Annotated in this window: 26 protein-coding genes and 2 pseudogenes; 19 read left to right on the top strand and 9 right to left on the bottom strand. The window is 70.7% G+C overall.

Annotated features, from left to right (window positions below; genetic code table 11):
• From ACZ6R6_RS24555 to ACZ6R6_RS24540, 4 genes are read right to left on the bottom strand one after another with little or no spacing between them, the layout of a single operon-like run.
• On the bottom strand, window positions 1–1,515 hold the full coding sequence (locus ACZ6R6_RS24555) for an ABC transporter permease subunit (protein ID WP_470096943.1): 1,515 nt from the start codon (window positions 1,513–1,515) through the stop codon (window positions 1–3).
• Between the two features lie 2 nt (window positions 1,516–1,517).
• Window positions 1,518–2,735, bottom strand: coding sequence for a sugar ABC transporter substrate-binding protein (locus ACZ6R6_RS24550; RefSeq protein ID WP_470096941.1), 1,218 nt, complete (start codon window positions 2,733–2,735; stop codon window positions 1,518–1,520).
• A gap of 11 nt (window positions 2,736–2,746) precedes the next feature.
• On the bottom strand, window positions 2,747–4,216 hold the full coding sequence (locus tag ACZ6R6_RS24545) for an alpha/beta hydrolase (RefSeq protein ID WP_470096939.1): 1,470 nt from the start codon (window positions 4,214–4,216) through the stop codon (window positions 2,747–2,749).
• A complete protein-coding gene (locus tag ACZ6R6_RS24540) occupies window positions 4,213–5,985 on the bottom strand; it encodes a glycoside hydrolase family 13 protein (protein WP_470096937.1) in 1,773 nt (590 codons plus the stop codon). Before ACZ6R6_RS24540 ends, ACZ6R6_RS24545 begins: the two co-directional genes overlap by 4 nt.
• A gap of 121 nt (window positions 5,986–6,106) precedes the next feature.
• Here ACZ6R6_RS24540 and ACZ6R6_RS24535 point away from each other — a divergent pair, with 121 nt between their 5' ends.
• From ACZ6R6_RS24535 to ACZ6R6_RS24515, 5 genes and pseudogenes are all read left to right on the top strand, one after another.
• Window positions 6,107–7,162, top strand: a complete 1,056-nt coding sequence (locus ACZ6R6_RS24535) for a LacI family DNA-binding transcriptional regulator (RefSeq protein WP_470096935.1) — start codon at window positions 6,107–6,109, stop codon at window positions 7,160–7,162.
• 219 nt (window positions 7,163–7,381) lie between these two features.
• Complete coding sequence (locus tag ACZ6R6_RS24530; RefSeq protein WP_470096933.1) at window positions 7,382–10,321, top strand: glycoside hydrolase family 48 protein; 2,940 nt, start codon at window positions 7,382–7,384, stop codon at window positions 10,319–10,321.
• Window positions 10,322–10,391: 70 nt separating this feature from the next.
• A pseudogene (locus tag ACZ6R6_RS24525) lies at window positions 10,392–10,983 on the top strand (glycoside hydrolase family 9 protein); the annotation flags it as partial.
• A gap of 170 nt (window positions 10,984–11,153) precedes the next feature.
• The gene (locus ACZ6R6_RS24520) at window positions 11,154–11,810 is read left to right on the top strand and encodes a cellulose binding domain-containing protein (RefSeq protein WP_470097201.1); all 657 of its coding nucleotides are present in this window, start codon (window positions 11,154–11,156) and stop codon (window positions 11,808–11,810) included.
• A gap of 100 nt (window positions 11,811–11,910) precedes the next feature.
• A complete protein-coding gene (locus tag ACZ6R6_RS24515) occupies window positions 11,911–13,482 on the top strand; it encodes a cellulase family glycosylhydrolase (RefSeq protein ID WP_470096931.1) in 1,572 nt (523 codons plus the stop codon).
• Between the two features lie 93 nt (window positions 13,483–13,575).
• Here the strand turns inward: ACZ6R6_RS24515 and ACZ6R6_RS24510 are convergent, their stop codons facing one another.
• Window positions 13,576–16,689 (bottom strand): bifunctional cytochrome P450/NADPH--P450 reductase, encoded by a 3,114-nt coding sequence (locus ACZ6R6_RS24510; protein WP_470096929.1) that lies wholly within the window; start codon window positions 16,687–16,689, stop codon window positions 13,576–13,578.
• 77 nt (window positions 16,690–16,766) lie between these two features.
• Between ACZ6R6_RS24510 and ACZ6R6_RS24505 the strand changes: the two genes are divergently transcribed.
• Window positions 16,767–17,333, top strand: coding sequence for a TetR/AcrR family transcriptional regulator (locus tag ACZ6R6_RS24505; RefSeq protein ID WP_470096927.1), 567 nt, complete (start codon window positions 16,767–16,769; stop codon window positions 17,331–17,333).
• A 27-nt stretch (window positions 17,334–17,360) separates the two neighbouring features.
• Here ACZ6R6_RS24505 and ACZ6R6_RS24500 read toward each other — a convergent pair whose 3' ends face one another.
• Window positions 17,361–17,909: an SGNH/GDSL hydrolase family protein gene (locus tag ACZ6R6_RS24500; RefSeq protein ID WP_470096925.1), complete on the bottom strand. Its 549-nt coding sequence runs from the start codon at window positions 17,907–17,909 to the stop codon at window positions 17,361–17,363.
• 289 nt (window positions 17,910–18,198) lie between these two features.
• Here ACZ6R6_RS24500 and ACZ6R6_RS24495 point away from each other — a divergent pair, with 289 nt between their 5' ends.
• The gene (locus ACZ6R6_RS24495; protein ID WP_470096923.1) at window positions 18,199–18,645 is read left to right on the top strand and encodes an alanine--tRNA ligase-related protein; all 447 of its coding nucleotides are present in this window, start codon (window positions 18,199–18,201) and stop codon (window positions 18,643–18,645) included.
• 16 nt (window positions 18,646–18,661) lie between these two features.
• On the opposite strand, the gene ACZ6R6_RS24490 is transcribed toward ACZ6R6_RS24495, so the two are convergent.
• Window positions 18,662–18,928 carry a GntR family transcriptional regulator gene (locus ACZ6R6_RS24490; RefSeq protein WP_470096921.1) on the bottom strand — a complete coding sequence of 89 codons (267 nt, stop codon included), beginning with the start codon at window positions 18,926–18,928 and terminating at the stop codon, window positions 18,662–18,664.
• A 235-nt stretch (window positions 18,929–19,163) separates the two neighbouring features.
• On the opposite strand from ACZ6R6_RS24490, the gene ACZ6R6_RS24485 reads away from it, so the two are divergent.
• Together ACZ6R6_RS24485 and ACZ6R6_RS24480 are read left to right on the top strand one after the other, a co-directional pair.
• Window positions 19,164–19,529 carry a hypothetical protein gene (locus ACZ6R6_RS24485; RefSeq protein WP_470096919.1) on the top strand — a complete coding sequence of 122 codons (366 nt, stop codon included), beginning with the start codon at window positions 19,164–19,166 and terminating at the stop codon, window positions 19,527–19,529.
• The gene (locus ACZ6R6_RS24480; protein ID WP_470096918.1) at window positions 19,529–19,750 is read left to right on the top strand and encodes a hypothetical protein; all 222 of its coding nucleotides are present in this window, start codon (window positions 19,529–19,531) and stop codon (window positions 19,748–19,750) included. Before ACZ6R6_RS24485 ends, ACZ6R6_RS24480 begins: the two co-directional genes overlap by 1 nt.
• A gap of 626 nt (window positions 19,751–20,376) precedes the next feature.
• On the opposite strand, the gene ACZ6R6_RS24475 is transcribed toward ACZ6R6_RS24480, so the two are convergent.
• Window positions 20,377–20,625, bottom strand: a complete 249-nt coding sequence (locus tag ACZ6R6_RS24475) for a GntR family transcriptional regulator (RefSeq protein WP_470097199.1) — start codon at window positions 20,623–20,625, stop codon at window positions 20,377–20,379.
• A 332-nt stretch (window positions 20,626–20,957) separates the two neighbouring features.
• On the opposite strand from ACZ6R6_RS24475, the gene ACZ6R6_RS24470 reads away from it, so the two are divergent.
• Together ACZ6R6_RS24470 and ACZ6R6_RS24465 are read left to right on the top strand one after the other, a co-directional pair.
• Window positions 20,958–21,119 carry a hypothetical protein gene (locus ACZ6R6_RS24470; RefSeq protein ID WP_470096916.1) on the top strand — a complete coding sequence of 54 codons (162 nt, stop codon included), beginning with the start codon at window positions 20,958–20,960 and terminating at the stop codon, window positions 21,117–21,119.
• On the top strand, window positions 21,116–21,409 hold the full coding sequence (locus tag ACZ6R6_RS24465; protein ID WP_470096914.1) for a hypothetical protein: 294 nt from the start codon (window positions 21,116–21,118) through the stop codon (window positions 21,407–21,409). Before ACZ6R6_RS24470 ends, ACZ6R6_RS24465 begins: the two co-directional genes overlap by 4 nt.
• A gap of 232 nt (window positions 21,410–21,641) precedes the next feature.
• On the opposite strand, the gene ACZ6R6_RS24460 is transcribed toward ACZ6R6_RS24465, so the two are convergent.
• Window positions 21,642–21,824 carry a hypothetical protein gene (locus tag ACZ6R6_RS24460; protein ID WP_470096912.1) on the bottom strand — a complete coding sequence of 61 codons (183 nt, stop codon included), beginning with the start codon at window positions 21,822–21,824 and terminating at the stop codon, window positions 21,642–21,644.
• 92 nt (window positions 21,825–21,916) lie between these two features.
• Here ACZ6R6_RS24460 and ACZ6R6_RS24455 point away from each other — a divergent pair, with 92 nt between their 5' ends.
• The 8 genes and pseudogenes from ACZ6R6_RS24455 to ACZ6R6_RS24420 form a co-directional block, all read left to right on the top strand.
• Window positions 21,917–22,156 carry a hypothetical protein gene (locus ACZ6R6_RS24455; RefSeq protein WP_470096910.1) on the top strand — a complete coding sequence of 80 codons (240 nt, stop codon included), beginning with the start codon at window positions 21,917–21,919 and terminating at the stop codon, window positions 22,154–22,156.
• A gap of 27 nt (window positions 22,157–22,183) precedes the next feature.
• On the top strand, window positions 22,184–22,471 hold the full coding sequence (locus ACZ6R6_RS24450; protein ID WP_470096908.1) for a hypothetical protein: 288 nt from the start codon (window positions 22,184–22,186) through the stop codon (window positions 22,469–22,471).
• Between the two features lie 74 nt (window positions 22,472–22,545).
• Window positions 22,546–22,842, top strand: coding sequence for an HU family DNA-binding protein (locus ACZ6R6_RS24445; RefSeq protein WP_470096906.1), 297 nt, complete (start codon window positions 22,546–22,548; stop codon window positions 22,840–22,842).
• Between the two features lie 274 nt (window positions 22,843–23,116).
• Complete coding sequence (locus ACZ6R6_RS24440) at window positions 23,117–24,190, top strand: hypothetical protein (protein WP_470096904.1); 1,074 nt, start codon at window positions 23,117–23,119, stop codon at window positions 24,188–24,190.
• 124 nt (window positions 24,191–24,314) lie between these two features.
• Entirely contained in the window at window positions 24,315–24,773 is a 459-nt protein-coding gene (locus ACZ6R6_RS24435; protein WP_470096902.1) for a DUF3307 domain-containing protein, read from the top strand.
• The gene (locus ACZ6R6_RS24430) at window positions 24,773–25,018 is read left to right on the top strand and encodes a hypothetical protein (RefSeq protein ID WP_470096900.1); all 246 of its coding nucleotides are present in this window, start codon (window positions 24,773–24,775) and stop codon (window positions 25,016–25,018) included. Before ACZ6R6_RS24435 ends, ACZ6R6_RS24430 begins: the two co-directional genes overlap by 1 nt.
• Window positions 25,008–25,397: a hypothetical protein gene (locus tag ACZ6R6_RS24425; RefSeq protein ID WP_470096898.1), complete on the top strand. Its 390-nt coding sequence runs from the start codon at window positions 25,008–25,010 to the stop codon at window positions 25,395–25,397. Before ACZ6R6_RS24430 ends, ACZ6R6_RS24425 begins: the two co-directional genes overlap by 11 nt.
• Window positions 25,397–25,995, top strand: a pseudogene (locus ACZ6R6_RS24420) (hypothetical protein); the annotation flags it as partial. The gene ACZ6R6_RS24425 and the pseudogene ACZ6R6_RS24420, both read left to right, overlap by 1 nt.

The raw sequence follows: 25,995 nt of genomic DNA, 5'->3' as shown, positions 1-25,995 counted from the left end.
TCAGCTCGCCTCCAGCCTGCGCGCCCTGCGGAAGCCGGCGAGCGAGATCGCCGCGATGACGGCGAAGATGAGGATGGAGACCGCGCACGCCAGCCCGTAGTTCCGGGCGCTGCCGCCGAAGGCCAGCTTGTAGACCAGCGAGATGAGCAGGTCGGTCGAGCCGACGTCGACGGGCGAGCGGGCGTCCCTGGGCCCGCCGCCGGTGAGCATGTAGATCACGTTGAAGTTGTTGAAGTTGAACGCGAAGGTCGCGACCAGCACCGGTGCGGTCGAGGCCAGCAGCATCGGCAGCTTGATCTCGCGCAGCACCCGCCACGGGCTCGCGCCGTCGATCTGCGCGGCCTCGGTGAGCGCGGGCGGGATGGCCTGCAGCGCGCCGGTGCAGATGAGGAACATGTACGGGGAGCCGATCCAGACGTTGACGGCCAGCACGCTGAGCTTGGCCAGCCAGGGGTCGGTGAGCCAGGGCAGGTGGCCGCCGCCGAGCAGCACCGCGTTGACGAAGCCGTGGTCGGGATTGAGCAGGCCCTGCCAGAGGATGGCGGCCATGAAAGCGGGGAAGGCGTAGGGCAGGACCAGCAACGATCGATAGGCCCGCAGCCCCCGCAGCCCCGGGCGGCCCAGCACCAGGGCCAGGCCGAGCCCGATGGCGAAGGTCAGGCCGACGGAGAGCGCGGCGAAGGCGAAGGTCCAGACGAGGACGCCGAGGAACGGCCCCCTGATGCCCGGATCCGTCAGGACGGTGAGGAAGTTCTCGAACCCCACGAACACCTTCCAGCCCGGGCTGAGCACCGCGCCGCCCGGCGCCGCGAACCGGCCGTGGCCGTCGTCGCGGTAGGTCACGCCGGTGCGCGGGTCGGTGACGGTGTCGGCGCGCCCGTCGTAGCGGAGCGTCGAGCGGTACAGCGCGGCGGTCACCGCGTCGGAGGTGCGCAGGTTTCCCTCACCGGGGACGGGCACGCGCAGCGCGGTGATCTCGGCCTGCCTGGCGACGATCTCGCCGTAGGGCAGCGTCCGCCACCCGTCGGCCGCCGCGACGCCGCCGCCCGGGGCCGCGACGGGTTCCAGCGGCCGTACGGCGGAGCCGACCCGGGCGCCGCCCGGCCCGTCCACCAGGAAGCCGAGCTCCCCGCCGCGCTCGACCACCCTGATCGGCCGGGCGGCGGCACCGGGGACCCGGGTCTCGCTCGCGGCCAGGATCGCCGCGACGGCGTCCTGCTTGGTGCCGTTGTGCCCGTCGCCGTAGTTCGTGAACGCGGCGTAGCCGGTGTAGAGGACGACGTACACCTGGTAGACGAGCAGCAGGATCACCCCCGGCGCGAGATATTTCGCCGGGACCCGCCGGCCGCCCAGGTAGATCACGTTGACCGCGGCCGTGCCCGCGAGCATCGCGGCGAACAGCCACCACGACCGCCGGCCGCCCAGCGCCACCAGCCCGTAGACCGCGAGCGCGTCGACCACGCCGAGGACGGCCAGCTTGGCCGCCACCGCGCCGCTGAGAGTACGTGCCGCCACCGTCAGTTCGCGATCTTCGCGCGGATGCGGTCGGCGGCGCCCTCGGTCAGCTTGGCCGGGTCGCCGTCGCCGGTGATGACGGCGAGCTGCGACAGCCCCCAGTCGCCCCAGACCGCGTCCATGGCCGGCACGTTCGGCGCGGGTTCACCGGCCAGCGTCGCGTCGGCGAAGCCGGTCATCACCAGGTCGCCGCGGAGCTCCTCGCGCACCGACGTCATCGCCGGGGGCCGGCCACCCGCCGCGTACAGCGCGCGCTGCGCCTCGGGGGTGGCCAGGTAGTTGAGCAGGAAGTCGTTGGCCAGGATCGGATTGGCCGACTTCGCGCTGACGTAGAACCCCTGGACACCGACGAAGGGCCTGGCCGGCTCCGGTCCCGCCGGCGGGACCGGCTCGACCGCGAACGGCACCCCGGCCTTGGCGAGCGCGGGCGCGTCCCACGGCCCGGTGATCAGGTAGGGCGTCCGGCCCTCGCGGAAGGCGTTGGTCGCGATCTCGCCGCTCAGCGAGGTGGAGATCACCTCGGCCTCGGCGAGCCGCCGGAGGTAGGCGGCGAACTTCAGGCCTCCGGGGTTGTCGATCGCCAGCTTGTCACCGTCGAACACGGAGGAGCCGAAGGAGGTCTGCAACGGGTAGAGATGGTACGGCGAGCCCGCCTTGGGGTCGACGGGCAGGCCGACGGGGAACTTCGCCTTGCCCTCCCGCACCAGCTTGCCGCCCGTCGCCACCAGTTCGTCGAACGTCTTGGGCCGCTCGGGGGCGAGCTTCATGTTGCGCAGGAGCGCGACGCTCTCGATGCTGTACGGCAGGCCGTACGTCTGGCCTCCGTAGCGCATGGCGTCGAGCGCGATCTTCGGGAACCGCGAGGCCGTGGCGCCGAGGTCGATCGGCGCGACGACGCCGTTCTGGACGAGCTTGCCGAGCCAGTCGTGCGGCCCGACGATCATGTCGGGCCCCTGGCCCGTCGGCGCCTGGGAGACGAAGTCGTCGCGGAGGCCGCCCATGCCCTTCTGCACGATCTTGACCTTGACCCCGCGGTCCCGCTCGAACGCCGCGGCGAGGTCCTGGAGCGGCTTGGCCCGGCTGTCGTCGGCCCAGACGGTGAGCGTCGCGGTGGCCCGCGCGGGCACGGACGCCTGATCCGACCGGCCGGGCTGGACATCGGCGGCGCACCCGGCGGTCAGGAGCGCGAGCCCCATCAGGGTCGGAGCTGTGATGCGCATCGGAGTCCTCCTCATGATCCGGAGCGGGGGGTGTCGGTTTCGGAGTCCGGGCCGGACGCGTCGGGTCCGTTCACGGAGTCAAGGCCGGACGCGTCGGGTCCGTTCCCGGGGGCCGGGTCCCGGCGCGGATCGTCCTGCTCGGGCCCGCCGGTGAGGGTCGAGCCCCGGTGCGGGTCGTCCCACTCCGGATCGCTCCATCCCTCGACCTTGACGGACAGGCGGCGGTCGGCGTCGTGCCTGAGCGGCCCGCGGATCGGGAGGCCGTCCGTGTCCAGCCCGTCGCAGCGCCAGCCCCTGCCGACGGTGCCGTTGAGCCCGAGCCCGCGGGGCAGCCGCCACCGGCCGTGGTGGACGCCGGGGGCGACCCGCGTGGTGACGAGGCCGGAGAAGTAGACGGTGTCCCCCTCGGGAGTGCCGGGCGGGGTGACGACGGTGACGTCGAGCGTCGCGGTCGGCCCGCCGTCCACGACAGTGATCATCTGGCGGGCCGTGAGCGCGCCCACGGTGGCCGTGACGTCGGCGGTGCCGGGGTCGGTGGCCGCGAGCAGCGCGGCGCCCACGGGTTCGAGCCGGTCCGCGGGATGCCAGGTCACCTCGGCGCTGAGTGCCGAGTAGGCGCAACCGTCCGCGCGCACGACGACGGGGGCGACGTCGATCACCTCGCCCACGCCGGCCGTCAGCGCCTCGGAGGCGGCGGTGATCTCGACCGGCGGCCCCTCGGTCCCGAACAGGTGCAGCAGCGCGCTGGCCGCCCGCGTCCGCCACGCGCTCTCGTGGTGCGGCGCGCCGGGCTCGTGCCGGTAGCGCAGCTCCGCGTCGGGCGCGTAACCCAACTCGACGAGCCGGCCGGCGAGCTCGCGGGCGTGGTGGACCATGATCAGCCCCTCCATCCCGCCGATGTCGATCCACACCCGGCCGGGCCCGCGTTCGGTGAAGCGCCGGTAGACGGACGTCTCCGCCAGCGTCTCGGGATCGACGAACACCAGGAACGGCGAGAGGATCGCCGCCAGCCCGAACACGTCGGGACGCCGGAAGGCCAGGTGGTAGCTGACCAGCCCGCCCATCGACGAGCCCATGACGGCGGTGCCCTCGGCCGAGCCGGTCACCGCGTACCGGGACCGGATGAGCGGCATCAGCTCCTCGATGAGGAATCGCTCGTACAGCTCGCCCCTGAACAGGCCACGGGGGTCGCGCGGGTAGGGCGCGATGTGGGAGTACTCCGCGCCCCGCTCGTCACCGGCGTTGGAGACCCCGACCGCGACCAGCGGCGGCAGCGCCCGGCCGCCGATCAGCTCGTCCAGCGTCTCGTCGAGCCGCCAGCTCGGATCGAGGCCGGCCCCGGCGAACACGTGCTGGCCGTCGTGCAGGTAGACCACGGGGTACGGCCCGGCGGCGGGGTCATAGCCCGGCGGCGTGTAGACGAAGACGTCGCGGGCGTTGCCGAGTGCGGCGGAACGGACTCCGCGCAGGACGTCGATCATGCTTCGAGCTCCCAGACGTGGAAGGCGGGCCCGTCGGCGGGCATGGGCAGGCCGGGCCGGAGCGAGGGCCCGCCGGTGAGGCTGGCCCCGGCGGCCGGGGCGGCGATGGGCGGGTGGGAGGCCCGGCTGACCTGGACGAGCAGGGTCTGGTCCGGGGTCGCGCGCTCGTAGACGACGGTGTCGTCGGCCACGTGCAGCCAGCGCAGGCCCCCGGTACGCAGCGCCTCGTGCGAGCGGCGCAGCCGTACCAGATCGCGGTAGACCTGGTAGGTGCCCCGGTCCCAGCGGGTCCCGTCCCAGGGGAAGGGACGGCGTCCGTCCTCCAGGTGCACGCCCTCGACGCCGACCTCGTCCCCGGCGAAGATCATCGGCAGGCCCGGCAGCGTGAACAGCAGGGCGGCGCCGAGGTGCTGGTGCTCGCGCCCGGCGACCGAGCGGAACCTGGCCGTGTCGTGCGAGTCGAGCAGTGTGAGGTTGTGCGTGTAGGCCCGCCACGGGATCAGCGCCGAGTAGCGGCGCATCACCTCGGCCAGGTCCGCTCCGCCGTAGTGCGGGATCGGCCCGGGCACGCCCCAGAACTCGGTGGACCGTTCCCGCGCCAGCCACGACCAGACCGGACGGGCGAAACCGGCGTAGGACATGGTGCCGTGCCAGCCGGTGCCGCGCAGCGCCCGCGAGGCGTCGAACTGGTGCTCGGCGAGCAGCAGCGCGTCGTGACCCGACATCGTCTCCCGGGTGAGCGTGGCCACCTGGTCGTTCAGCTCGATCCCGCCGTGCCGTCCCGCCGACTGGGCGACGTCGACCCGCCAGCCGTCGAGACCGAACTCCTCCAGGTAACGGGCGATCACCGAACGTGGGCCCTCGTAGAGCCGGCGGCGCAGCTCCGCCGAGCGGTGGTCGAACTTGGGCAGCGTCCGCACCCCGGCGAACGTCGCGTAGTCGTCGCCGTCGACGTAGTAGAAGTCGTCACGCACCGCGCTCTCCGCGGCGAACCACTCGTGCCCGTCACCGGAGTGGTTGAGCGTGATGTCGCCGATCACGCGCATGCCCCGCGCGTGCGCGGCGCCGGTCAGCGCGCGCAGCGCCTCGTCCCCGCCGAGCAGCGGGTCCACCCGCTCGAATGTGGTCGCGTCGTAGCGGTGGTTGGACCGGGCGGGGAAGAACGGCGTCAGGTAGAGGAGGTCCGCGCCCAGCTCGGCGATGTGGTCCAGGCGCTCGGCCACACCCCACAGGTCGCCGCCGTACAGCTGCTGCAGCGCGTGCGGGCTGCCCCACGGGATCGGGTCGTCCCACTCGGCCTGCCGTACCCAGCCGGGCACGGGACCGGAGACCCGCCCGGAGCGGGCGAACCGGTCGGGGAAGATCTGGTAGATAACCGAACCGGCGGCCCACGCGGGCGGCGCGGGGTGGGTGGTCAGCATGAAGTCGGTGGTGTCCGGCACCTCCAGCGCCGAGAGCCCGGCCGCGGTCAGCCAGAGCGGGCCCTTGGCGGTGTGCAGCAGGAAGCGGTAGCCGCACTCGGGGTTGACCATCTCGACGGCACAGCGCCACCACGTCTCGGAGTCACTCACCCTGTCGATCGACGCCTCGGTGAAACGCGGCTCGCCGTCGGGGGCGGTGCGGACGTACACCCGGCGGACGCCCAGGGCGTGGGCGGTGCGCGCCGACAGCTCGACCCGGTCACCGAGACGCGGTGCGGGGTCGGCGACGTACAGCGGCGAGCCGTCGTGGTGCGCCCAAGTGTTGCAGAGTGTTTCTCGATAGCCCATGCTGTTATTGCTCCGAAACATGCTGTTCACGTGGTTCGATGTGTCCGCGAGCCTAGGATCCGCCGAAACGGCGTCGCAACATCTCGCAACATGTTTCAATGGTTTCCCGAAGGGTCTCCCCATGCCTCGACCTTCAGTCCGCACGATCGCCTCCCTGGTGGGAGTGAGCGCCGCGACGGTCAGCCGGGTGCTCAACGACAGGCCCGGCGTGTCCGAGGAACTGCGGGCCAAGGTTCTGGAGGGTATGCGAGAGCACGCCCTGGTCGCCCCGGCGCCCGTCACCGAACCGTTCGTCGGGATCATCGTCCCCGAGCTGGACAACCCGATCTTCCCCGTGCTGGCCGGCGCGATCGAGGCCAAGCTGGGCGGCCACGGCGTCACCGCGCTGATCGGCAGCTCGACCGCCAAGGGACCGACCGAGCTGGACTACATCTCCACCCTGGTACGGCGGGGCATCCAGGGGCTGGTGCTCATCTCGGGACGGCACGCCAACCCCGCGGCCGACCACGGCTTCTACTGGCAGCTCTACCAGCGGCGCATCCCCATGGTGCTGGTCGGCGGGCACGTGCCCGACCTGCCGGTCTCGACCGTCACGACGGACGAGGCCGCGGGGGCGGCGATGGCGGTGGCACACCTGAGAGAGCTGGGACACGTGCGGATCGGGCTGGCCGGCGGGCAGGGCTACCTCCGGCCCTCGCAGAACCGGCTGATGGGCTACCGCCGCGAGATGCGCAGGTCGTTCGGTTCGGTGGTCGACGCCCTCCACATCGAATCGGACTACTCGCTCACCGGCGGGCACGCGGCGGCCCGCCGGCTGCTGGCCGCGGGAGCCACGGCGGTGATCGCGGGAAGCGACCTGATGGCGCTGGGCGCGGTCGCGGGAGCGCGCGAAGCGGGGCTCCGCGTGCCCGATGACGTGTCGGTCGTCGGATATGACGACTCCTATCTGGCCGCGCACGGCGACCCGCCGCTGACGACCGTGCAGCAGCCGATCGAGCAGATGGCCTCCGCCGTGGCCACGGCGATGTGGCAGCGCCTGCAGGGCTACCACGCACCGCACGTGGATCATGTGTTCACGCCGCGGCTGGTGGTCCGCGCCTCGACCGCCCGGCCGCCGGCGCACAGGACGGCGGCGCACGGGACGGGCGGCGCGGGCCACAGAGGCGCGGGGGCCTGAAAGTTTCACGGCCCCGGGGTCAGCCCCGGCGGATCGCAGCAGCCTGGCGGCATGCCGTGTGGAACGCGGGCGTAACCCGAGCGCGCGCCATTGACATCCCGTGGCCCGTCCTCAGAATCCTGTTTGGGAGCGCTCCCACTCTTTCTCTCCTTTGCTTGATCCGGCGCGAAGCACCTACCAGCGGCTTCATGCCGGCCCCACTCCTGGAGGACTTTTTCGATGCCTCGATTCCGCACCAGAACGGGAGCGCTCCCACGTTTCCGGAAACGGGTCGCCGCGCTGGCGCTGCTCAGCCTGACGGCCGGGACGACCACCGCGCTGGCGGCCACACCCGCCCTCGCGGCCGTCTCCTGCGAGGTCACCTACACGACCAACGACTGGCAGGGCGGCTTCACCGCCAGCGTGTCGATCAAGAACCTGGGTGACCCGCTGAACGGCTGGACGCTCGGTTTCGCCTTCCCCGACGCCTCGCAGAAGGTCACCCAGGGCTGGAGCGCCACCTGGTCGCAGAGCGGCCAGGCCGTCACCGCCAAGAACCTGGACTGGAACGGCAACCTGGCCACCGGCGCCTCGACCGACATCGGGTTCAACGGGAGCTGGTCGGGGAGCAACCCCAAACCGACCGCCTTCACGATCAACGGCACCACCTGCGGCGGTACCGGCCCGGCCAACCAGCCGCCGACCGCGAAGATCACCAAGCCGGTCGCGGGGGCCACCTTCACCGCGCCCGCCACGGTGGACATCACCGCCGACGCCGCCGACGGCGACGGCACGGTCACCAAGGTCGAGTTCTTCAACGGCGCCACGCTGCTGGGCACCGACACCAGCGCCCCGTACGCCTACAGCTGGGCGGCAGTGCCCGCCGGCGACCACTCGCTCACCGCGCGGGCGACCGACGACAAGGGCGCGGCCACGACCTCCGCCCCGGTCGGGATCAGCGTCCAGGCGGACACCACCCCCGCGGTGCTCCTCACCCCCGCCACGCTCGCCGTCCCCGAGGGCGGGAACGCGGCCCTGTCGGTCAAACTCTCCAGGGCTCCATCCGCGAACGTCACCGTGACGACCGCCAGGACCGGCGGCGACACCGACCTGACCGTCGGCTCCGGCGGGTCGCTGACCTTCACCCCCGCCAACTGGAACACCGCCCAGACGGTCAGGATCGCCGCCGCCGAGGACGCCGACCAGACCTCGGGCAGCGCGGAGTTCACCGCCGCCGCCACCGGCCACACCTCGGCCAAGGCGACCGCGACCGAGGTGGACAACGACGGCACGGGCGGCGACAACGAGTACGTCAAGCGGTTCACCACGCTGTACAACAAGCTCAAGGACCCGGCCAACGGCTACTTCTCCCCGCAGGGGGTGCCCTACCACTCGGTGGAGACCTTCATGGTCGAGGCGCCGGACCACGGGCACGAGACCACCTCCGAGGCCTACAGCTACTACCTGTGGCTGGAGGCGGCCTACGGCAAGGTGACCGGCGACTGGAGCAGGTTCAACGACGCCTGGGCCTCGATGGAGAAATACATCATCCCGGCCACCGCGGACCAGCCGACCAACTCCTTCTACAACGCTTCCAAGCCCGCCACCTACGCCGGTGAGTGGGACGACATCAGGCAGTACCCGTCCAAGCTGGACGGCGGCGTGAGCGTCGGCAGCGACCCGATCGCGGGCGAGCTGAAGAGCGCCTACGGCACCAGCGACGTGTACGGCATGCACTGGCTGCTGGATGTGGACAACACCTACGGCTTCGGCCGCTGCGGCGACGGGACCACCAAGCCCGCCTACATCAACACCTACCAGCGCGGCCCGGAGGAGTCGGTCTTCGAGACCGTCCCCCAGCCCTCCTGCGACACCTTCAAACACGGCGGCAGGAACGGCTACCTGGACCTGTTCACCGGCGACAGCAGCTACGCCAAGCAGTGGAAGTACACCAACGCCCCCGACGCCGACGCCCGCGCCGTCCAGGTGGCCTACTGGGCGCACACCTGGGCCAAGGAACAGGGCAAGGAATCGCAGGTCGCCGCCTCGGTCGGCAAGGCCGCGAAGATGGGCGACTACCTGCGCTACGCGATGTACGACAAGTATTTCAAGAAGCAGGGCTGCACGAGCACCTCGTGCCCGGCCGGCACCGGCAAGGACAGCTCGGCCTACCTGCTGAGCTGGTACTACGCCTGGGGCGGCGCGCTCGACGCCTCCGCCGGCTGGGCCTGGCGGATCGGCTCCAGCCACAACCACTCCGGCTACCAGAACCCGATGGCAGCCTGGGCGCTGTCGAGCGTGGACGCGCTCAAGCCCAAGGGGGCGACCGCCGTACAGGACTGGACCACCAGCCTGAAGCGGCAGCTGGAGTTCTACCGCTGGCTGCAGTCGGCCGAGGGCGCGATCGCCGGTGGCGCCACCAACAGCTGGCAGGGCCACTACGCGGCCCCGCCGTCCACGCTGCCGACCTTCTACGGCATGACCTACGACTGGCAGCCGGTCTACCACGACCCGCCGTCCAACCAGTGGTTCGGCTTCCAGGCCTGGTCGATGGAGCGGGTCGCGGAGCTCTACTACGCGACCGGCAACGCCGACGCCAAGGCCCTGCTGGACAAGTGGGTCAAGTGGGCCACCGACCACACCACGGTCAACGCCGACGGCACCTTCCAGATCCCCTCGACCCTGGTGTGGACCGGCCAGCCCGACACCTGGAACGCCGCCGGCCCGGGGGCGAACGCCGGGCTGCACGTCAGCATCCGGGACTACACCTCCGACGTGGGCGTGGCCGGCTCCTACGCCAAGGTGCTGACGTACTACGCGGCCAAGTCCGGTGACGCCAAGGCCAAGAGCGTCGCCAAGGGCCTGCTCGACGGCATGTGGAAGAACAACCAGGACGCCAGGGGCGTCTCGGTGGCCGAGACCAAGGCCGACTACAACCGCCTCGACGACCCGATCTACGTCCCGGCCGGCTGGACCGGCAAGATGCCCAACGGCGACGTGATCGACAGCGGCTCGACCTTCCTGTCCATCCGGTCCTTCTACAACAACGACCCGGACTGGCCGAAGGTGGACGCGTTCCTGAAGGGCACCGGCCCCGCGCCGTCCTTCAACTACCACCGGTTCTGGGCCCAGGTCGACGTGGCCGTCGCCCTGGCGGAGTACGGCCGGCTCTTCCCCTGACCGGCTGAGCGGCCGGCCGGCTGACCGGCCGGCCGGCTCCGCCCTGAGACCTCGGGGCGTGGCGGCACCCCTGACCTGCCGCCACGCCCCGAGCACCACCTCCCGCACGCCCCGAGCACCACCTCCCAGAGGCACCCCGTCCCGAGCCCCCCTCCGAGAGGCGCTCCCTATGAAGAGATCCCTGGCGGCCCTGGCCCTGCTGGCCCTGGTGGGCCGTGCCGGTGCCCGCCGTCCAGGCCGCCGCGGCGACGTTCGGCTACGGCGAGGCACTGCAGAAGTCCATCTGGTTCTACGAGGCCCAGCAGTCGGGGAAGCTGCCGAGCTGGAACCGCGTCGGCTGGCGCGGCGACTCGGGGCTCGACGACGGCAAGGACGCCGGGCTCGACCTGACCGGCGGCTGGTACGACGCCGGCGACCACGTCAAGTTCGGCCTGCCGATGGCGGCCAGCGCGACGATGCTGGCCTGGGGCGCGGTGGAGTACCGCGACGCCTACGCCTCCTCCGGGCAGCTCACCCATCTGCTGAACAACCTGAGGTCCGTCAACGACTACTTCGTCAAGGCCCATCCGTCGCCGAACGTGCTCTACGGGCAGGTCGGCAACGGCGGCAGGGACCACGCCTGGTGGGGACCGGGCCGAGCCTGCTGTCGGGGAAGACCTACTACGTCACCGTCGACTGCTCCGGCACCTCGATCGCCCCCGCGGGCCAGTCGCAGCACCGGCGCGAGGTCCAGTTCCGCATCGCGAGCACCGGCACGTGGGACCCGTCCGACGACTGGTCGTACAAGGGCGTCGCCACCACCCCCGGCGCCACCCCGGTCCGCGTCTCGAACATGACGCTCTACGCCGGCACGGCCAAGATCTGGGGCGACCCGCCCGGCGACGAGCCGCCGCCGACGGAGGACGAGGTCGCGCCGTCCAGGCCCGGCAAGCCCGCCGTCTCCGCCGTCACCGGGAGCACCGCCAGGCTGACCCGGACCGCCTCCACCGACAACGCCGGCGTGCGCGGCTACGACGTCTACCGGGGCGCGGCGAAGGTCGGGACCGCCCCGTCGAACGTCTTCGACCTCACCGGGCTCACCCCCGCGACGGCCTACACCGTCCACGTCGTGGCCAGGGACGCGGCGGGCGACTCCTCGCCGGACTCCGAGAGCACCGCCTTCACCACGGCCACGGCCCCGGCGGGCGGCTGCACCGCCACCTACAGGGTGACCAACTCCTGGCGGGGCGCCTTCCAGGCCGAGGTGACCGTCAGGAACGAGGGCGCCACGGCCGTCAACGGCTGGAGCGTGACCTGGAGGTTCCCCGACGGCCAGACGATCAGTCAGCTCTGGAACGGCACGCACGCCCAGACGGGGGCGGAGGTGTCGGTCAGGAACGTCACCTGGAACGGCGCCCTCGCCCCGAACGCCACGACGTCCTTCGGCTTCACCGCGGGCCAGAACGGCGCCAACGGCATCCCTGCCCCGGTGACCTGCACCGCGAGCTGACCCCTCGCACCCGGGGTGCCGCACTCGGGCACCCCCCGAGATCCCCGGCCGGGCGTGACGGACCCTCGCCCGGCCGGCCGTCCCCCAACCGAGGTAGATCATGAGAACACGACTCGCGACGCTCGTCGCGCTCCTGCTGTCGTTCTTCGTCTCGATGCCGTCCGTCCCGTCGCCGGCCGCCCACGCCGCCACCGGTCTCCACGTGAGCGGCACGAGGATCGTCGAGGCGGACGGCACCCCGTTCGTCATGCGCGGCACCAGCCACGCGCACACCTGGTACCCGGCCCAGACCTCCTCCTTCGCCGGCATCAAGTCCCTCGGCGCGAACACCGTCCGCGTGGTGCTGAGCGGCGGACGCTGGAGCGCCAACGGCGCCGCCGACGTGGCCGGCGTCGTCTCGCTGTGCAAGCAGAACAAGCTCATCTGCGTGCTGGAGAACCACGACACCACCGGGTACGGCGAGCAGGGCGGCGCCTACACCCTCGACCAGGCGGTCGACTACTGGATCAGCGTGAAGGGCGCGATCACCGGTCAGGAGGACTACGTCGTCCTCAACATCGGCAACGAGCCCTTCGGCAACACCGCCACCACCCCGGGCTGGACCCAGGCCACCTCCGCCGCGATCACCCGGCTGCGCGGCGCCGGGTTCCAGCACCTGATCATGGTGGACGCGCCCAACTGGGGCCAGGACTGGGGCTTCACCATGCGCGACAACGCGGCCACGGTCGCCGCCGCCGACCCGCAGCGCGACACCGTCTTCTCCGTCCACATGTACGGCGTGTTCGACACGGCCGCCGAGGTCACCGACTACATGCAGCGCTTCCAGACCGCCGGGCTCCCCCTGGTGGTCGGCGAGTTCGGGTTCAACCACTCCGACGGCGACCCCGACGAGGACACGATCATGGCCCAGGCGCAGGCCAGGGGGATCGGCTACCTCGGCTGGTCCTGGAGCGGCAACGGCGGCGGCGTCGAGTATCTCGACCAGGTGACCAACTTCGACGCCGCCGGCCTGACCACCTGGGGCCGGCGGCTGTTCAACGGCCCGAACGGCATCGCCCAGACCTCGGTCGAGGCCAGGATCTACGGCGGCGGCACCCCCGACACCGAGAAGCCCACCAAGCCCGGCAGGCCCACGGTTTCGGCGGTCACCTCCTCCGGAGCGGCCCTGACCTGGACCGCCTCCACCGACAACCGCGCCGTCACCGGCTACGACGTCTACGCCGGCAGCACCGAACTGGGCTCCTCGGCCACCGCCTCCCTCGCCCTGACCGGCCTGGACCCCGCCACCGCCTACACCGTCCACGTCGTCGCCCGCGACGCCGCCGGCAACCTCTCCACCGCCTCCGACAGCGCCTCGTTCACGACGACCACGGCCCCGCCGAGCGGCTGCACCGCCACCTACCGCACGGCCAACTCCTGGCAGGGCGGCTTCCAGGGCGAGGTCACCGTCACCTGCACCACCGCCGTGACCTCCTGGAGGACCACCCTCACCTACCCCTCCGGCGTGAACGTCACCCAGTCATGGAGCTCCACCATGACGGCCGACCCACCCGCCTTCACCTTCACCGACGCCGTCTGGAACGGCACCCTCCCCGCCGGCGGCTCGACCACCTTCGGCTTCATCGGCTCCTGGACGGGCACCGGCACCCCGCCCACCCCTGTCATCTCCTGACCGGGTGAGCACCGGGCCGGCGGCCGCAGGCGGTCGCCGGCCCGGTGGCAGGCCGGCGTGGACGGGCCGGGCCGGCCCCGTCCCCCGGCGGGGTCAGGCGAAGACGTCCTGCTGGTAACGGCCCTCGGCCTCCAGGGCGCGCAGCCACTCCTCGCCGTCGCCGCCGGTCCGCTCCCGGTAGATCGTCGCGAGGGTCCGCCGTACGGCGGGCGCCATCCGGAGCCCGTCACCGCAGACGTAGACGTGGGCGCCCCGCTCCAGCAGCGCCCAGAGCGTGTCGGCCTCGGCGGCGACCGCCTCCTGGACGAACCGGAAGGGATGGCCGGCCACCGCGGAGAACGCCGGGTGCACGCGGGCGACCCCGGCCTCCTCCCAAGCCTGGAGCTCCGAGCGGTAGAGCCAGTCGTGCGAGGGGTGGCGGCAGCCGTAGAAGACCTCGGCGGGGCCGGTCGCCCCGGCCAGGGCCCGCTCCTCCAGGAAACCGCGGAGCGGGGCGAACCCGGTGCCCGGACCGATGAGGATCACCGGCGTCGCCGGGTCGTCGGGGAGGCGGAACGGCGGACTCGGGACCCGCACATACCCGTAGAAGACGTCACCGGGCTCCAGGCCCGCCAGGTAGGCCGAGCACATGCCCCGGTACTCGCCGCTGCCCGACCAGGCGGCTCCCTCCACCAGGCCGACGGTGATCCGGACCCGGCCGGGTCCGGCCAGCGGCGAGGAGGAGATCGAGTAGTAGCGCGGCCGGATCGGCCCCGTCATCTCCAGGAAGATCGACAGGGGCAGCGTGATCGCCGGGAACCGCTCCAGGAGCGTGAGCACCGAGACGCGCTTGGCGAGGATCTCGTCGGCGTAGGCGGTCTCCAGCTCCGCGAGCCGGCCCCGGGTCCACGGGCACTCCGTCTGCCCGGCCAGCACCGCCAGGTCGGAGCGCGTGGCCACCTCCTGGAGCTCGGCGAACTCGGTCAGCAGCAGCCCGGCCGTCACCGGGGTGTCCACGGGCAGGTGGGTCGTCCCGCGGGCGCGCAGCCGTACGACCTGCTCGCGGGGGAGGCGCAGGCAGCGCAGCGCCCACTCGACCAGCTCGGGGTCGTTCTTGGCGAAGACCGCCAGATGGTCGCCCGCCGTGTACGTCGTCCCGGCGGGCAGCTCGGCCACGATCGAGCGGACCCCGGGACGCGGCGCCTCCAGCGAGAAGTCCCACAGCCCGGCCGGGTCACCGATCAGCTCGTCGTTGGAGAGCACGGTCAGCGGGAACGCCTGCGGGGACACGACCGCGGGGCGGACGTCGGCCTCGGTGAGGACCTCCATCTCGTAGCGGGGCCCGCTCTCGGCGGCGGCCGTGCCGTACTCCGCCGCCAGCGCCGCCCAGAGGGCCGCGGTCCAGGCCGAGACGTCGCCGTCGAAGTCGCCGTCCGCGTCGGCCTCGCCGCGGTCGATGAGCGGCACGGCACCGGCCCGGACGAGCTTGTCGAAGGCCCGGCGGGGGAAGTCCTGGTAGGTGGGCCACTGTGTGTTGCCGCAGCCGAGCAGCGCGAGCCGTACCCCGTCCATGGCGGGCAGGTCGTCGAGGGCGTCGAAGCGCTGGGCGTTGTCGGGGGCCTTGCCGTTGTAGGTGGAGGTGACCACCACGAGCAGCCCGTCCTCGGGCGGGTCGAGCTCGTCCAGGGTCGTCAGCGTGGTCGCGAACCCGGAGCGCCCGGCGCGCTCGGCCAGCCGCTCGGCGACGTCGGCGGAGGTGCCCAGGTTGGAGCCGTAGGCGACGGTGAGGCCGACACCGGCGACGGCCACCTCCACCGGCTGTTCCTCGACCGTCTCCACCGTCTCGGCCGCGCCCCTCTCGTACGGCCTGCGCTCCCTGACCCGGAGCGTGAAGCCGTCGGGCTTGAGGGTGAGCGTCTGCTTGATCTGCATCCGGTATGCCTCCGGATCGGAGATCGCGAACCGCTGCAGGACGACGGCCAGGGCCAGCCGCGCCTCGGTCAGCGCGAACTGGCGCCCGATGCAGGCCCGCTCGCCGTTGCCGAACGGCTTGTAGGCGGCGGGGTGGTGATCGGTCCTGTTCTCGGGGAGCCAGCGGTCGATGTCGAACTCCTCCGGCCGGTCCCACGCCTTCGGGTGCCGGTGCAGCGGCGGCAGGAGGACGACGGCCGTCTGGCCCTCGCGCACCAGATAGCCGCCGACGGTGGTGTCGGCGAACGCCTTGACCGAGAACGCCGGGATGGGCGACCAGATCCGCAGCGTCTCCTCCAGGATCCGCGGGATCACGTCCAGCTTCATGATCGTTTCGTAGGTGGGGACGGTGTCCCCCGGCAGCATCCGGTCCACCTCGGCGTAGGCCCGGGCGAGCACGTGCGGGTTGCGCAGCAGGTTGTACAGGGCGAAGGAGAGCAGCCCGCTGGTGGTCTCGTGCCCGGCGATGAGGAAGGTCAGGACCTGGTTGCGGATGTTCTCATCCGACAGCCGCTCGCCGCTCTGCGGGTCGGACGCCTCCAGCATCAGGCCGAGCAGGTCCTTGGTGTCGCTCCGGCCCGCGGCCCGGCGCTGCCTGATGACGTCGTCCACCAGGTCCTGCATGGTCAGGATGTCGGCCCGGTAGGTCTCCTCCTGCCGCTTCTTGAGCTTGGTGACCAGGGGGAGCTGCCGGTTGCGGAACATCGCCTCGGTCAGCGCGCGGCCCATCGCCTGCAGGAACGGGTGCAGCTCGGGTGAGTCGAAGGAGTCGAACCGGTAGTCGAACCCGGTGAGGGAGATCGTGTCGAGCGTGAGCCTGGTCATGTCGTCGGGCACGTTGACCTCGTCCGAGACCGCCCACTTGGCCGCGAGGGCCTGCGCCACCTCCAGCATCTGCGGGAAGTACGCCTTCATGGACCGCTGGCTGAAGGCCGGCATCAGGATGCGGTGCGCGTGCCCCCAGACCGGCTCGTCGCGGCGGGCGGTGAACAGCCCGTCGCCGCCGAAGTCACGGACGATGGACAGCGGCGGGTCGATGCCCTTGTAGAAGCGCGTCTCGTCGCAGAGCTCCGCGACCAGGTCCGGATCGGAGACGAACAGGACCTTACGGCCCAGCAGATCGAGCTGGTAGATGCCTTCGTCATGCTCCGCGGCGAGTTTTTCGAGGAACGCGTTGGGCGCGTGCGCCGGTATCTGGAGCGTGTTGCCGACGAAGGGCAGCCCCTGCGGGGCGGGGATGGACCGGACGGCCGACATGGAGAACTCCTCCCTTGGCCGACGATCTCCCGATACCGCCAGCCATACACTGTATGTTTGACGCTACCATACGGTGTATGGCAGTGAGTGCGCGCAGGGGACGGCCCCTGACACCTGAGGAGATCTACGCGACCACGCTGCGTCTGGTCGACGCCGCCGGAGTGGACGGGCTGTCCATGCGCAAGCTGGCGGCCGAGCTCGGGGTCAACCCGATGTCGCTCTACCACCACGTGGAGAACAAGACGGCACTGGTGCGCGGGGCCTGCGCGGCCGTCGCCTCCCGGCTGCGGCTGCCCCCCGACGACGGCGCCCCGTGGCAGGAGCAGCTACGCGCGCTGGCCCACGCCTACCGCTCCCTCTCGCAGTCGCACCCGTCGCTCTGGTCCTACGTCAACCACCACCCCGACGTGATCGATCAGGAAGGCGACATGTGGGTGGTGTTCAACCGGGTCCTCGCCGCGGCCGGGGTCCCCGCCGAGGAGCTGGTCCACACCCGCAAGGCGCTGTTCACGTTCGTCTTCGGCTTCCTGTCCGCCGAGACCAGCGGGCTGCTCACCGAGTTCGGCGGCACCACGGACGCCGGCGACACCTTCGAGGTCGCCCTCGACCTCATCGTCGCCGGCCTTGAGGCCCGCCACTCCTGACACCCCCGCGGGCCGCCGCGCGGGACGTCACCGGGGCGCCGGGCCGTGCCCGCGCAGCGCCGCGACCAGCCAGCGCGCGAGGCGGAGATGCCCCTCATGGGTGGGGTGGACGCCGTCGCGCAGGAGCGTCCCGCGACCCCAGCGCCGGCCGAGCGGGTCGAGGAAGGCCGTCCCCTCCTCGGCGGCGGCGGAGGCGATGGCGTCTCTGACCCCGTAGGCCCATCGGGGGGCCCGCGCCATCCAGATGGGGCCGATCACCACGGTCCTGGTCCGCGGCCAGTGGGCGCGGACCAGCCCCAGCAGGCGCCTGGCGGCCCCGTTGACCGCGCCGGGCCTGGTCCGGCGGTCGTTGTGCCCGCCGGAGACGATCAGCAGGTCGGGCGCGGGCCGCCAGGAGAGCTCCTCGGCGAAGGACCGCTGGAAGGTCCGCTCCACCGACCCGGGGTTGACGAAGCCCGTCCCGGCCGCCCCGGCGGTGACCAGCTGCCAGCCCAGCTCGCGCGCGGCCCGCGCGGCGTAGGTGTCCCACCGCTGGACCGGGCCCGACCCGACGGTGAAGCTGTCTCCGATGATCATGACCACCGGGGCCGCGGCCCGGCACGGCGGCGGGCTCGACGGCGGGGGTGAGCCCCCCGGACGGGGTGGGCCCGCCGGCGGGGACGGGGCCGGCGTCGCGCCCGGCCCGGCCGCGATCATGCCGGCCGCCGGTACGGCCTCACCGCCCGCCCCGGTGGTGCATCCTGAAATAAGGCAGTAAATCGCTACAAGAATGGCGGCTGTGGATGCTCGGGGTCGTCGACGCACAGGCCCGTGCATGCCACCTCGGGGGCTCTAGGCTGCCAATCGGGGACTCTAGGCTAACGATATGAGCGGTGACCTCTACGGGCGTACGCAGCGACTTGAACTCGCCGACCAGAACCTGCGCTCCTTCGACGCGGTGGTCCTGGCCTCGTCGCCCGACGGGATCGTCTTGAGCAAGTCGGCATTCTATCCAGGTGGGGGCGGCCAGCCGGCGGATCACGGAGTTCTCATCTGGCTGGGAGTGGAGACCCGCATCACCGGAGTGCGCAAAGGTGACGAGCTATACCTGATCCCCGCCGAGGACGACCCGCTCCCGCCGCCGGGGACGGCCGTGCGGGCGGCCGTCGCCGACGAGAGGCGCTCGGCCCTGATGCGTACCCACTCGGCGCTGCACGTGCTGTGCGGGGTGGTCTTCCGTGACTTCGGCGCCCTCGTCACGGGCGGCAACATGGAGGAGTTCAAGTCTCCAAAAAGGCAGACTACCGGCTTGCCCGTAAAGGTCTCCCACTGATCTAGATGACGGGCGGTCAGTCGCCCGCACCCTCGACTTCGCGCCCATCCTGCGGCACCACGAACGTCCCCATCGACCGGACCGGCCGGACCAGTCCTTGATCAGTGAGGCTCTCCACCACGTGCCGGGCCGTATTCATGCCAACCTCGAACTCTTGTGCGATTTGCTTGAGGCTGGGAATCTTGGCACGGGGCGGATAGGTGCCGTCCTGAATGCGCCCCCGGATGATCTCCATCACCTGTATCCACACAGGCCGCTCGGGCTCCGGATCGAACTTGATCATGGGGCAGACGGTAGTGCGCCCCGGCCTACCCCGGCCTACCGGGGACTGCCCAGGCATACCCGGGTCTGCCCCGGCATGCCCATACGAATATGGGGTATAACGGACCAGCGGCGGCGCGGAACAATCCTTCGTCGGGTTGTCGGGCCGCGCCGCCGCCCTCCATTGAGAAGTGGAGCCCCAACTACCTAGGGCGATCCACAAGCTGCGGCCGCTACATCGACGCACCCTCGACGTCATGAATGCCTACCGCCTCTACACCAGCAAGGAAGCCGCCGAGCGAGCAGGCGGGGGACTCAGCCCCAGCTTCTTCGACCGGCTCGCCGCATCCCGGCAGGTCGAGCACACTTACGCTGCCCGCAAAATCCGCTGGACCGACGCGCAGATCGCTGCGGCCATCGCGTACCACGCCCGCGGAGGCACGCCTTCGAGCACACCTCAGCCGGTCACCCCTTCCGCCCGCTCCCTGCGCGTTCCAGGCGCAGTGACACCGCTGCGCGCCAAGCCCGGCAAGCGCTACGCCGAGAGGATGGACAGGCCGGCAACTACGTTGCGAGCCCGCCCCGAGGCGGCCCGCTCCTACGGAAAGCAGGTGGCCCCCTGATGACCCAACGCCGCCCCTCCCCCGAGGAAAAAGCCCGCATCGCCGAAGAGAAGGTAGCCGAGCGCCGGGCCACGATCAGAAAGATCGTAGATCAGGCCCCGCCCTTCTCCATGCATCAGATCGCCGTGCTGTCGCGGATCTTTGAAGGATCCGCCGAGTGGATGCGTCGGCGGGCCGCAGAGAAGGCCGCCGGCCGCGCCACTGAAGCCGAGACAACATGAGCTCCGACAAACAGGATCCGCAGGACACCCCCAAGGTCATCAATAAGCATCAGCTAGCTGCGCTTATCGACATGAAGGTCTCTTGGGTTGAGAACAAGTGCCGAACCAGGAAGATCCCTCACCTGCTGATCGCCAATCAGTATCGATTCACACAGGATCATGTGGCCGAGATCCTCGCGATGCACGAGCGCCGCCCTGCCGAACAGCCATCACCCGCCAGCTCAGAGCACGCTCTGGACGCCCGGCCACTTCGACGTGGCCCCCGAAAGCCTCTCCCGCCGCCGGCCGCCACCAAGGTTGCGCCGCTGCGTGATCGCGGACTCCCAACGCACCGTCTGCGTCGCCCGGCTGTTGGCTCGTAAAGCACCAATGGCACGAAGAGGCCCCGTCTCCCTGCTGGGAGACGGGGCCGACCCTCGCCACAGGGCACCCAGTGCATGAGTGGGACGCCACACCCGCCTCATAGGTTCACATCCGCCTCTTACCTAAAGGTAAGGTTCGGGTTTTCGCAGCTCAGCCCTTGCCTACGCGAACACGCCCTGGGCACTATTTCGCATTACGGACCGCCCTATCTCCTGCGAGTAGTGGTTCCCACAAACCCCTACAGGTAGGGCGGTCCCTCAAAATCAGGCGTCGGCCGGCTTGTCAGGGTTGGCGACGAACGTTCCCATGCCGCGCACCGAGTAGGCCACGCCCTCCTCGCGCAGCCGGGTGAGCACTTTCTGGGCGGTGTTCGGCGCGATCTCGAACTCGCGGACCAGGTCATGCTGGGACGGCAGTTGAGTGTCGACCGGGTAGGCGCCGTCTGCGATCCTCCGCTTGAGGACCTCGGCGACCTGGGCCCACTTGGGTGCGTTCTGCCTCCACTCGATCATCACAAGTGCACCGTATAAACCCATGCTGACCTGCGGATACTCATGGTTACCCAAGGCTAGGCATGGTTAAGTGTGGTTAAGTCGTCTACTCTGGCGGGAGTTGCTCAAAGTAACGAGCCCGCCACGACGCCGAGAACGCCGAGACGGGCCCTTGGACGGACGATGGAGGTCCGACCCATGGCACAGCCTAAATCCGACGCAACCGTCGGAAAAGCGCCCGTTGAGATTGCCGAGTCCGCGGCCCGCGACTGGCGCACCGGCCACCCCGACTCTCCCGAGATCCGCGCCGCCGTAGTGGAATCGACTCTTGCGGCATGGCGGGAGGCGTGGGGATGACTTCCGAAGAGTGGATCGCCTGGTGCAGAAGAACGCTCTGCGCCCACTGCCGCCAGTACATCCTGTACATCGACTCAGGTGCGTTCGGGCGCCTGTACGTCAACTCCAACTGGATGAGCCAGTGCATCGGATCTCCGAAGGGCATGCACTGGCCATGAGCACTACTACGAAGCGGCAGCGTCCTCAGCGCAAGACCCTGACCGTCATCTGCACCACGGAGATCTCATGCGATGGGGAGAGGTGGCAGGAGCACGGGGCGACGTCTCGTGGTATCCGACCGCGAGACGAGCCGGCGTCGGCCGCTCAGGAGGTCCTCGGCCGGGTGGCCGCGAGCTCGCCTCATCACTGGTGGCGGGTGCAGTGGGCGCTCACCCAGCACAGCAGCGTCGAGGCCGGCCGCGTGACCTACGAGCCCAGCACTCCTGGATGTGAGTGCATCCAGTACTAGACCACCTGGCTGCCGTAGTCGCTGCGGCGCGGCAGCCAGGTGTACCACCTCGGGGTCGTGGCGGGCCAAGTCGTCCACATCCCGAGCAGGTGGCTCGCGTTGAGCTTGGAGGGGCGGACGCGAGGCCACCCATAACGTCCGGCAGGTGAGACCACACCCGATCCCCACCTGCTGGACAGAAACAGAAAGCGCCGCCCTCCCACGGGGAGGGCGGCGCTTTCGCATGCCTGAGCTAGTCAGCGGCCGGCGGACGCTCAGGAAGCTCAGCGTCAGGCTTGCCGAGGTACCAGTCGATGAAGCGGTTGATGGCCTCAGCGCGGTTTGTTCCTTGGCCGCGGGTGGCTTCGCCGAAGGCGCCCCACTTCTGCTCTTCGACCCGCACGTTTCGGGTGGGGGTCTTGGGTGCGTTCGGCATGCGATCACGGTACGCGGGTGTAGGTGCAGTAATCAATTTAGCTCCCTGGTTGCGGTGTAGCTACACCCGAGAGTACGGTGTAGCTACACCCGATGGCAATGAGGGAGAACAACATGGCCTACGCCGAGTACGCCGCCCACGACACCGTCAACACCCCTGGCGTGCACACGGTCACCCACGCCCCGGGCAGCGACCGGGTCGAGACGATGCCCAGCGCCCTGCACATCGAGGCCGGCTACTCCACCTGCACCCACAACCGGGCCGCCGCGCTGTGTCTCGCCTGCAACCTCGCGTCCGCGACTGGCGCCCCCGCCCTGATCCCCGCCGCCTGACACCGCACCCAACAGAAGAGGAACGACATGAAGACCGCCACGACCGAATGGCCGGAAGGCGTCATTGCCCGCTACCTCACCGTCGGCGGCGCCCACGTGGACATCCGCATCCCCACCCAGGAAGACGACTCCGAGCAGCAGGCCACCACCACCTGCGGCGGCTGCACCGAGGTGCAGCACAACTACCGGTCCACCTGGGGTTCTTTCCCCGCCGACAATCCTCAGCACGCCCGCGACTGCGTGCTCACCAAAGCCCGCGAGTGGGCGCAGGACCACGCCGAGCACTGCCGCGCCATGCCGAAGCCGCAGAACTGATGTTGCGGATGCCGCCCGGCCCCGCGGTCGGACGGCGTCCGGAGCAGCAGCTCCATGACACGAAGGAGAAGCACGTGAACAAGACCGAGCTCATCGCCGCCGTTGCCGAGCACGCCGACCTCCCGAAGAAGACCGTCGCCGACGTCCTGGCCGCCGCGTTCGACGTCATCCCCATGGCCGTCGCCGCCGGCGACTCCGTGGCCATCCCCAGCTTCGGCACCTTCGAGGCCGTCGACCGCGCCGAGCGCGCCGGCCGGAACCCGCAGACCGGCGCGGAGATCCTGATCCCCGCGTCCCGGGTGCCGAAGTTCCGCCCCGGCTCGGTCTTCAAGGGCCTGGTCAACGACAGCAAGTCGCTCGTCACCGCCTGACCGGCGCTGACGTTGCGGATCGCGCCCGGCCCGTCCGGGCGCGTGTCCGGAGCACCAGCTCCCACCACACGAGATCGGAGATGCGGATCATGCGCCCTACCGCTTTCAACATGATCGCGTTCGCGTTGGTGTTCGTTCTCGCCAACGTCGGCCTGATCGCGCTCGCGTACACGCTCGTCAAATAGCCCGTCCGTCGACACGCACGCCGGTCCCGGACCGCGACTCGACCGCGGTCCGGGACCTCGATCCCGCACCTGCCTGACAGGAGAAGGACATGACCCAGATTTCCATGCCGCCGCCCGACCCGCCAGGCGAACCCACCCCCCAGGACATCACCCGCGGCCTCGCGGAGCTGGAGCGTCTCGTCGCTGACCACGCGCCCGCGGCCCCGACCGAGTCGGCCCCGCTGTACGACCCCGCCGACGGCGAGACCAAGCGCGTCCGCCAGCTCCGCGCCGAGGTCGCCGAGGCCCACGCTCTCGCCAACCTCCAGGACGACGAGACGCCCCTGCTGCTCGACACCGACCGGGTCCGCCGCCACCGGCGCCGCACCTGGGAGGCCGCCCGCCTGCACCAGCTCGCGCAAGACCCCGCAGCGGTCGCCTACCGCGACGCCCGGGTCCGCCGGATCACAACCACCATGACGCTGGGCGCCGCCGGCATCGCGCTGGCCGTGTCGTCCATCGGTGTGCAGGCGTCCGTCGCGAAGGCGCTCAAGCTCCGAAGCGGGGACCTCGGCTACTGGGCGGCGTTCGGCGTCGAGGCCGTCCTGAGCCTCCCGCTGCTCGCCGCGGTCGGGGTGCAGGCGTACTCCGCGATCCGCGGCCGGGTCGTCGACCGGCGGAGCCCGGAAGGCCGGCGGCTGTTCCGGGTCGAGCTGACGCTGCTCTCCCTGACCCTGGTGCTCAACTGCTGGCCCGCCCTGAAGTGGTCCGGGTTCAGCCTCCTGGACCTGATCGTCCACTCGCTCGGACCGGTCGCCGCGGTGATCGCCGTGTGGGTCCTGCCGACCCTGTGGAAGATCCTCTCCGACTTGCCGGTGCCGTGGCGCAGTACCCCCGCCAGTAAGGGGGGTACTGGCCGAAAGTACAGGGGAAACGTGCCCGGCGACCCCTCCGGTGAGTACCCCCTCGGTACCCCTTACGGGATGACGCCCGAAGACCTCGACATCGAGATGAAGGCCGCCCGGATCCGGGCCATGGTCGCCGCTGGGGAGCTCCCCGAGGACGTCGGTGTGAAGCGGATCCGCGAGGCCCTGCGGTGCGGCACCGAGAAGGCTCAGGCCGTCCGTGACCGGCTCGCCGAGGGTGGCGGCTGGAACCCCGCGATCGACGAGGAGTACCGATGACCGCCCGCTGCCCGCGCTGCCGCGCCGCTCTGATTGGCGGCCCCGTGCTCTACCACTGCACCACCTGCCGCCGGCACCTGTACGCCGCCGACCTGACAACCGAGTTCACCCCCCGGAGGACCCGATGAACGCCGCCGCGCCTGCTGCCGTCGCTACGTTTGCCGCCGTCTTCGCCGCCCTGTACGCCGCCCACTCCTTCGGTGACCACTGGGTGCAAACCCACCGCCAGGCGTGCGGCAAGGGCACGCCCGGCCCCAACGGATGGCTGCTGTGCAGCAAGCATGTCGCCACCCTCACCTGGACCAAGGTGCTGGCCCTTTGGCTGATGCAGCAGGCCACCGGCCTCCACATCGATCCCGTCGTCAGCACCATCGCTCTCGCGGTCGACGCCGCCAGCCACTACGTCATCGACCGGCGCACCCCGCTCCTCGCACTGGCCGACCGGCTCGGCAAGGGCGACTTCGCCCGCCTCGGTGACGGCATGGCCGCCCCGACCGGCACTGGCGCCTACGCCCTCGACCAGTCCTTCCACGTCCTGTGGCTGTTCATTGCAGCTCTGATCATCGCGAGCGGTGACGTGTGATGAGGACCGTCTACGTCGTCACCGACGCCCGCTACCCGCTGCGAGAGCGCGTCCGCACCCTGCTGGCCAACGCCATCGTCTGGGTCCTGCTCGCCCTCGCCATCATCGGCCACACCATCGTTCTGATCGCTGGCGCCATCGACGCGCTCATCACCGCCGCCATCGGCACCCGCCGCATCGGCTACATCTCCGGCCAGTTACGCGACGCGGTCCGGGAGACCTGGGAGGAAGACCGTGAGTACTGACAGGCCAGGCCGTAGCCGGATCCCCGAGCTGTCGAACATCCCTTGGGGTGGCCCCGTCGCGATCACCCAGTACGCCAAGGTCGGACGCGACCTGTGCCGCGACCTGGGCGAGGAGTTCAACCTCGGCTCCGACGAGCTGTATGCCGTCCTCATCCGCAGCTTCAAGGGCCACCCGATTCTGTCGGTGTTCGGCGCCCCGGATGTGCGGATGCGGGCCCGCCGCGTGGTGCGCCGCCTCAAGCGGGCCGCCGAACTGCAGAAAGCCAGCGGCGTCGAGCTGGTGAAGTTCCACGCCCAGTTCCGTAAGGAGTTCATCGACATCTTGCCGGCGGCCAAGCCCACCGCGCGTAAGCCCGAGTTCAACTGGAATGACGTCTGATGGCCACTAAGCAACTGGCGCCCATCGCGCCGGACACGTCGGCTGGCTCATGGGAGCAGGTCGCCACCCGCGAGGTCTCCAAGGCGCTGCTGTACTTCCCGCCGTGGATGGTCGGCGCGTTCCTGTTCGGCCTCGGTTGGGTGTTCCACGTGAGCCTGGACTCCGATGACCCGCAGGTCATCGCCTGGACGACCGTGTTCATCACCACGTGCGCCCTGGCCCTGACCGCCCTGACCTGGCATCAGTCGCATGCGCGCAGCCTCACCGGGCGCCTGCACTCGACGCTGACGACTCTGGCCGGCGGCCTGTGGGTATGCGCGGCCACGATCAACGGCCCCACCTCGACGATGACGGGCCGGCTGATCCTGATCGGCGGGGTCTCCATGGCCCTGTCGTTCAACATCCGCACCGTCATCCGGACCAAGCAGATCGACGTGCAAGGCGCAGTCAACGACCCGTTGAAGTTCCTGTTCGGCCAAGGCGCCGAGCGTGCGGGCATGCCCGCGATCGAGGCCCGCACCACCGCGGCGACCGCGCACAAGGTCGAGGGCGAAGTGCAGTTGGAGCCGGGCCGCCAAACCGCTGATGACCTGCAGAA

It is taken from the genome of Streptosporangium sp. NPDC048886, assembly GCF_055586905.1.
The sequence above is the reverse complement of the archived record's forward strand: the minus strand, read 5'-3'. Positions and strand labels throughout refer to the sequence as shown.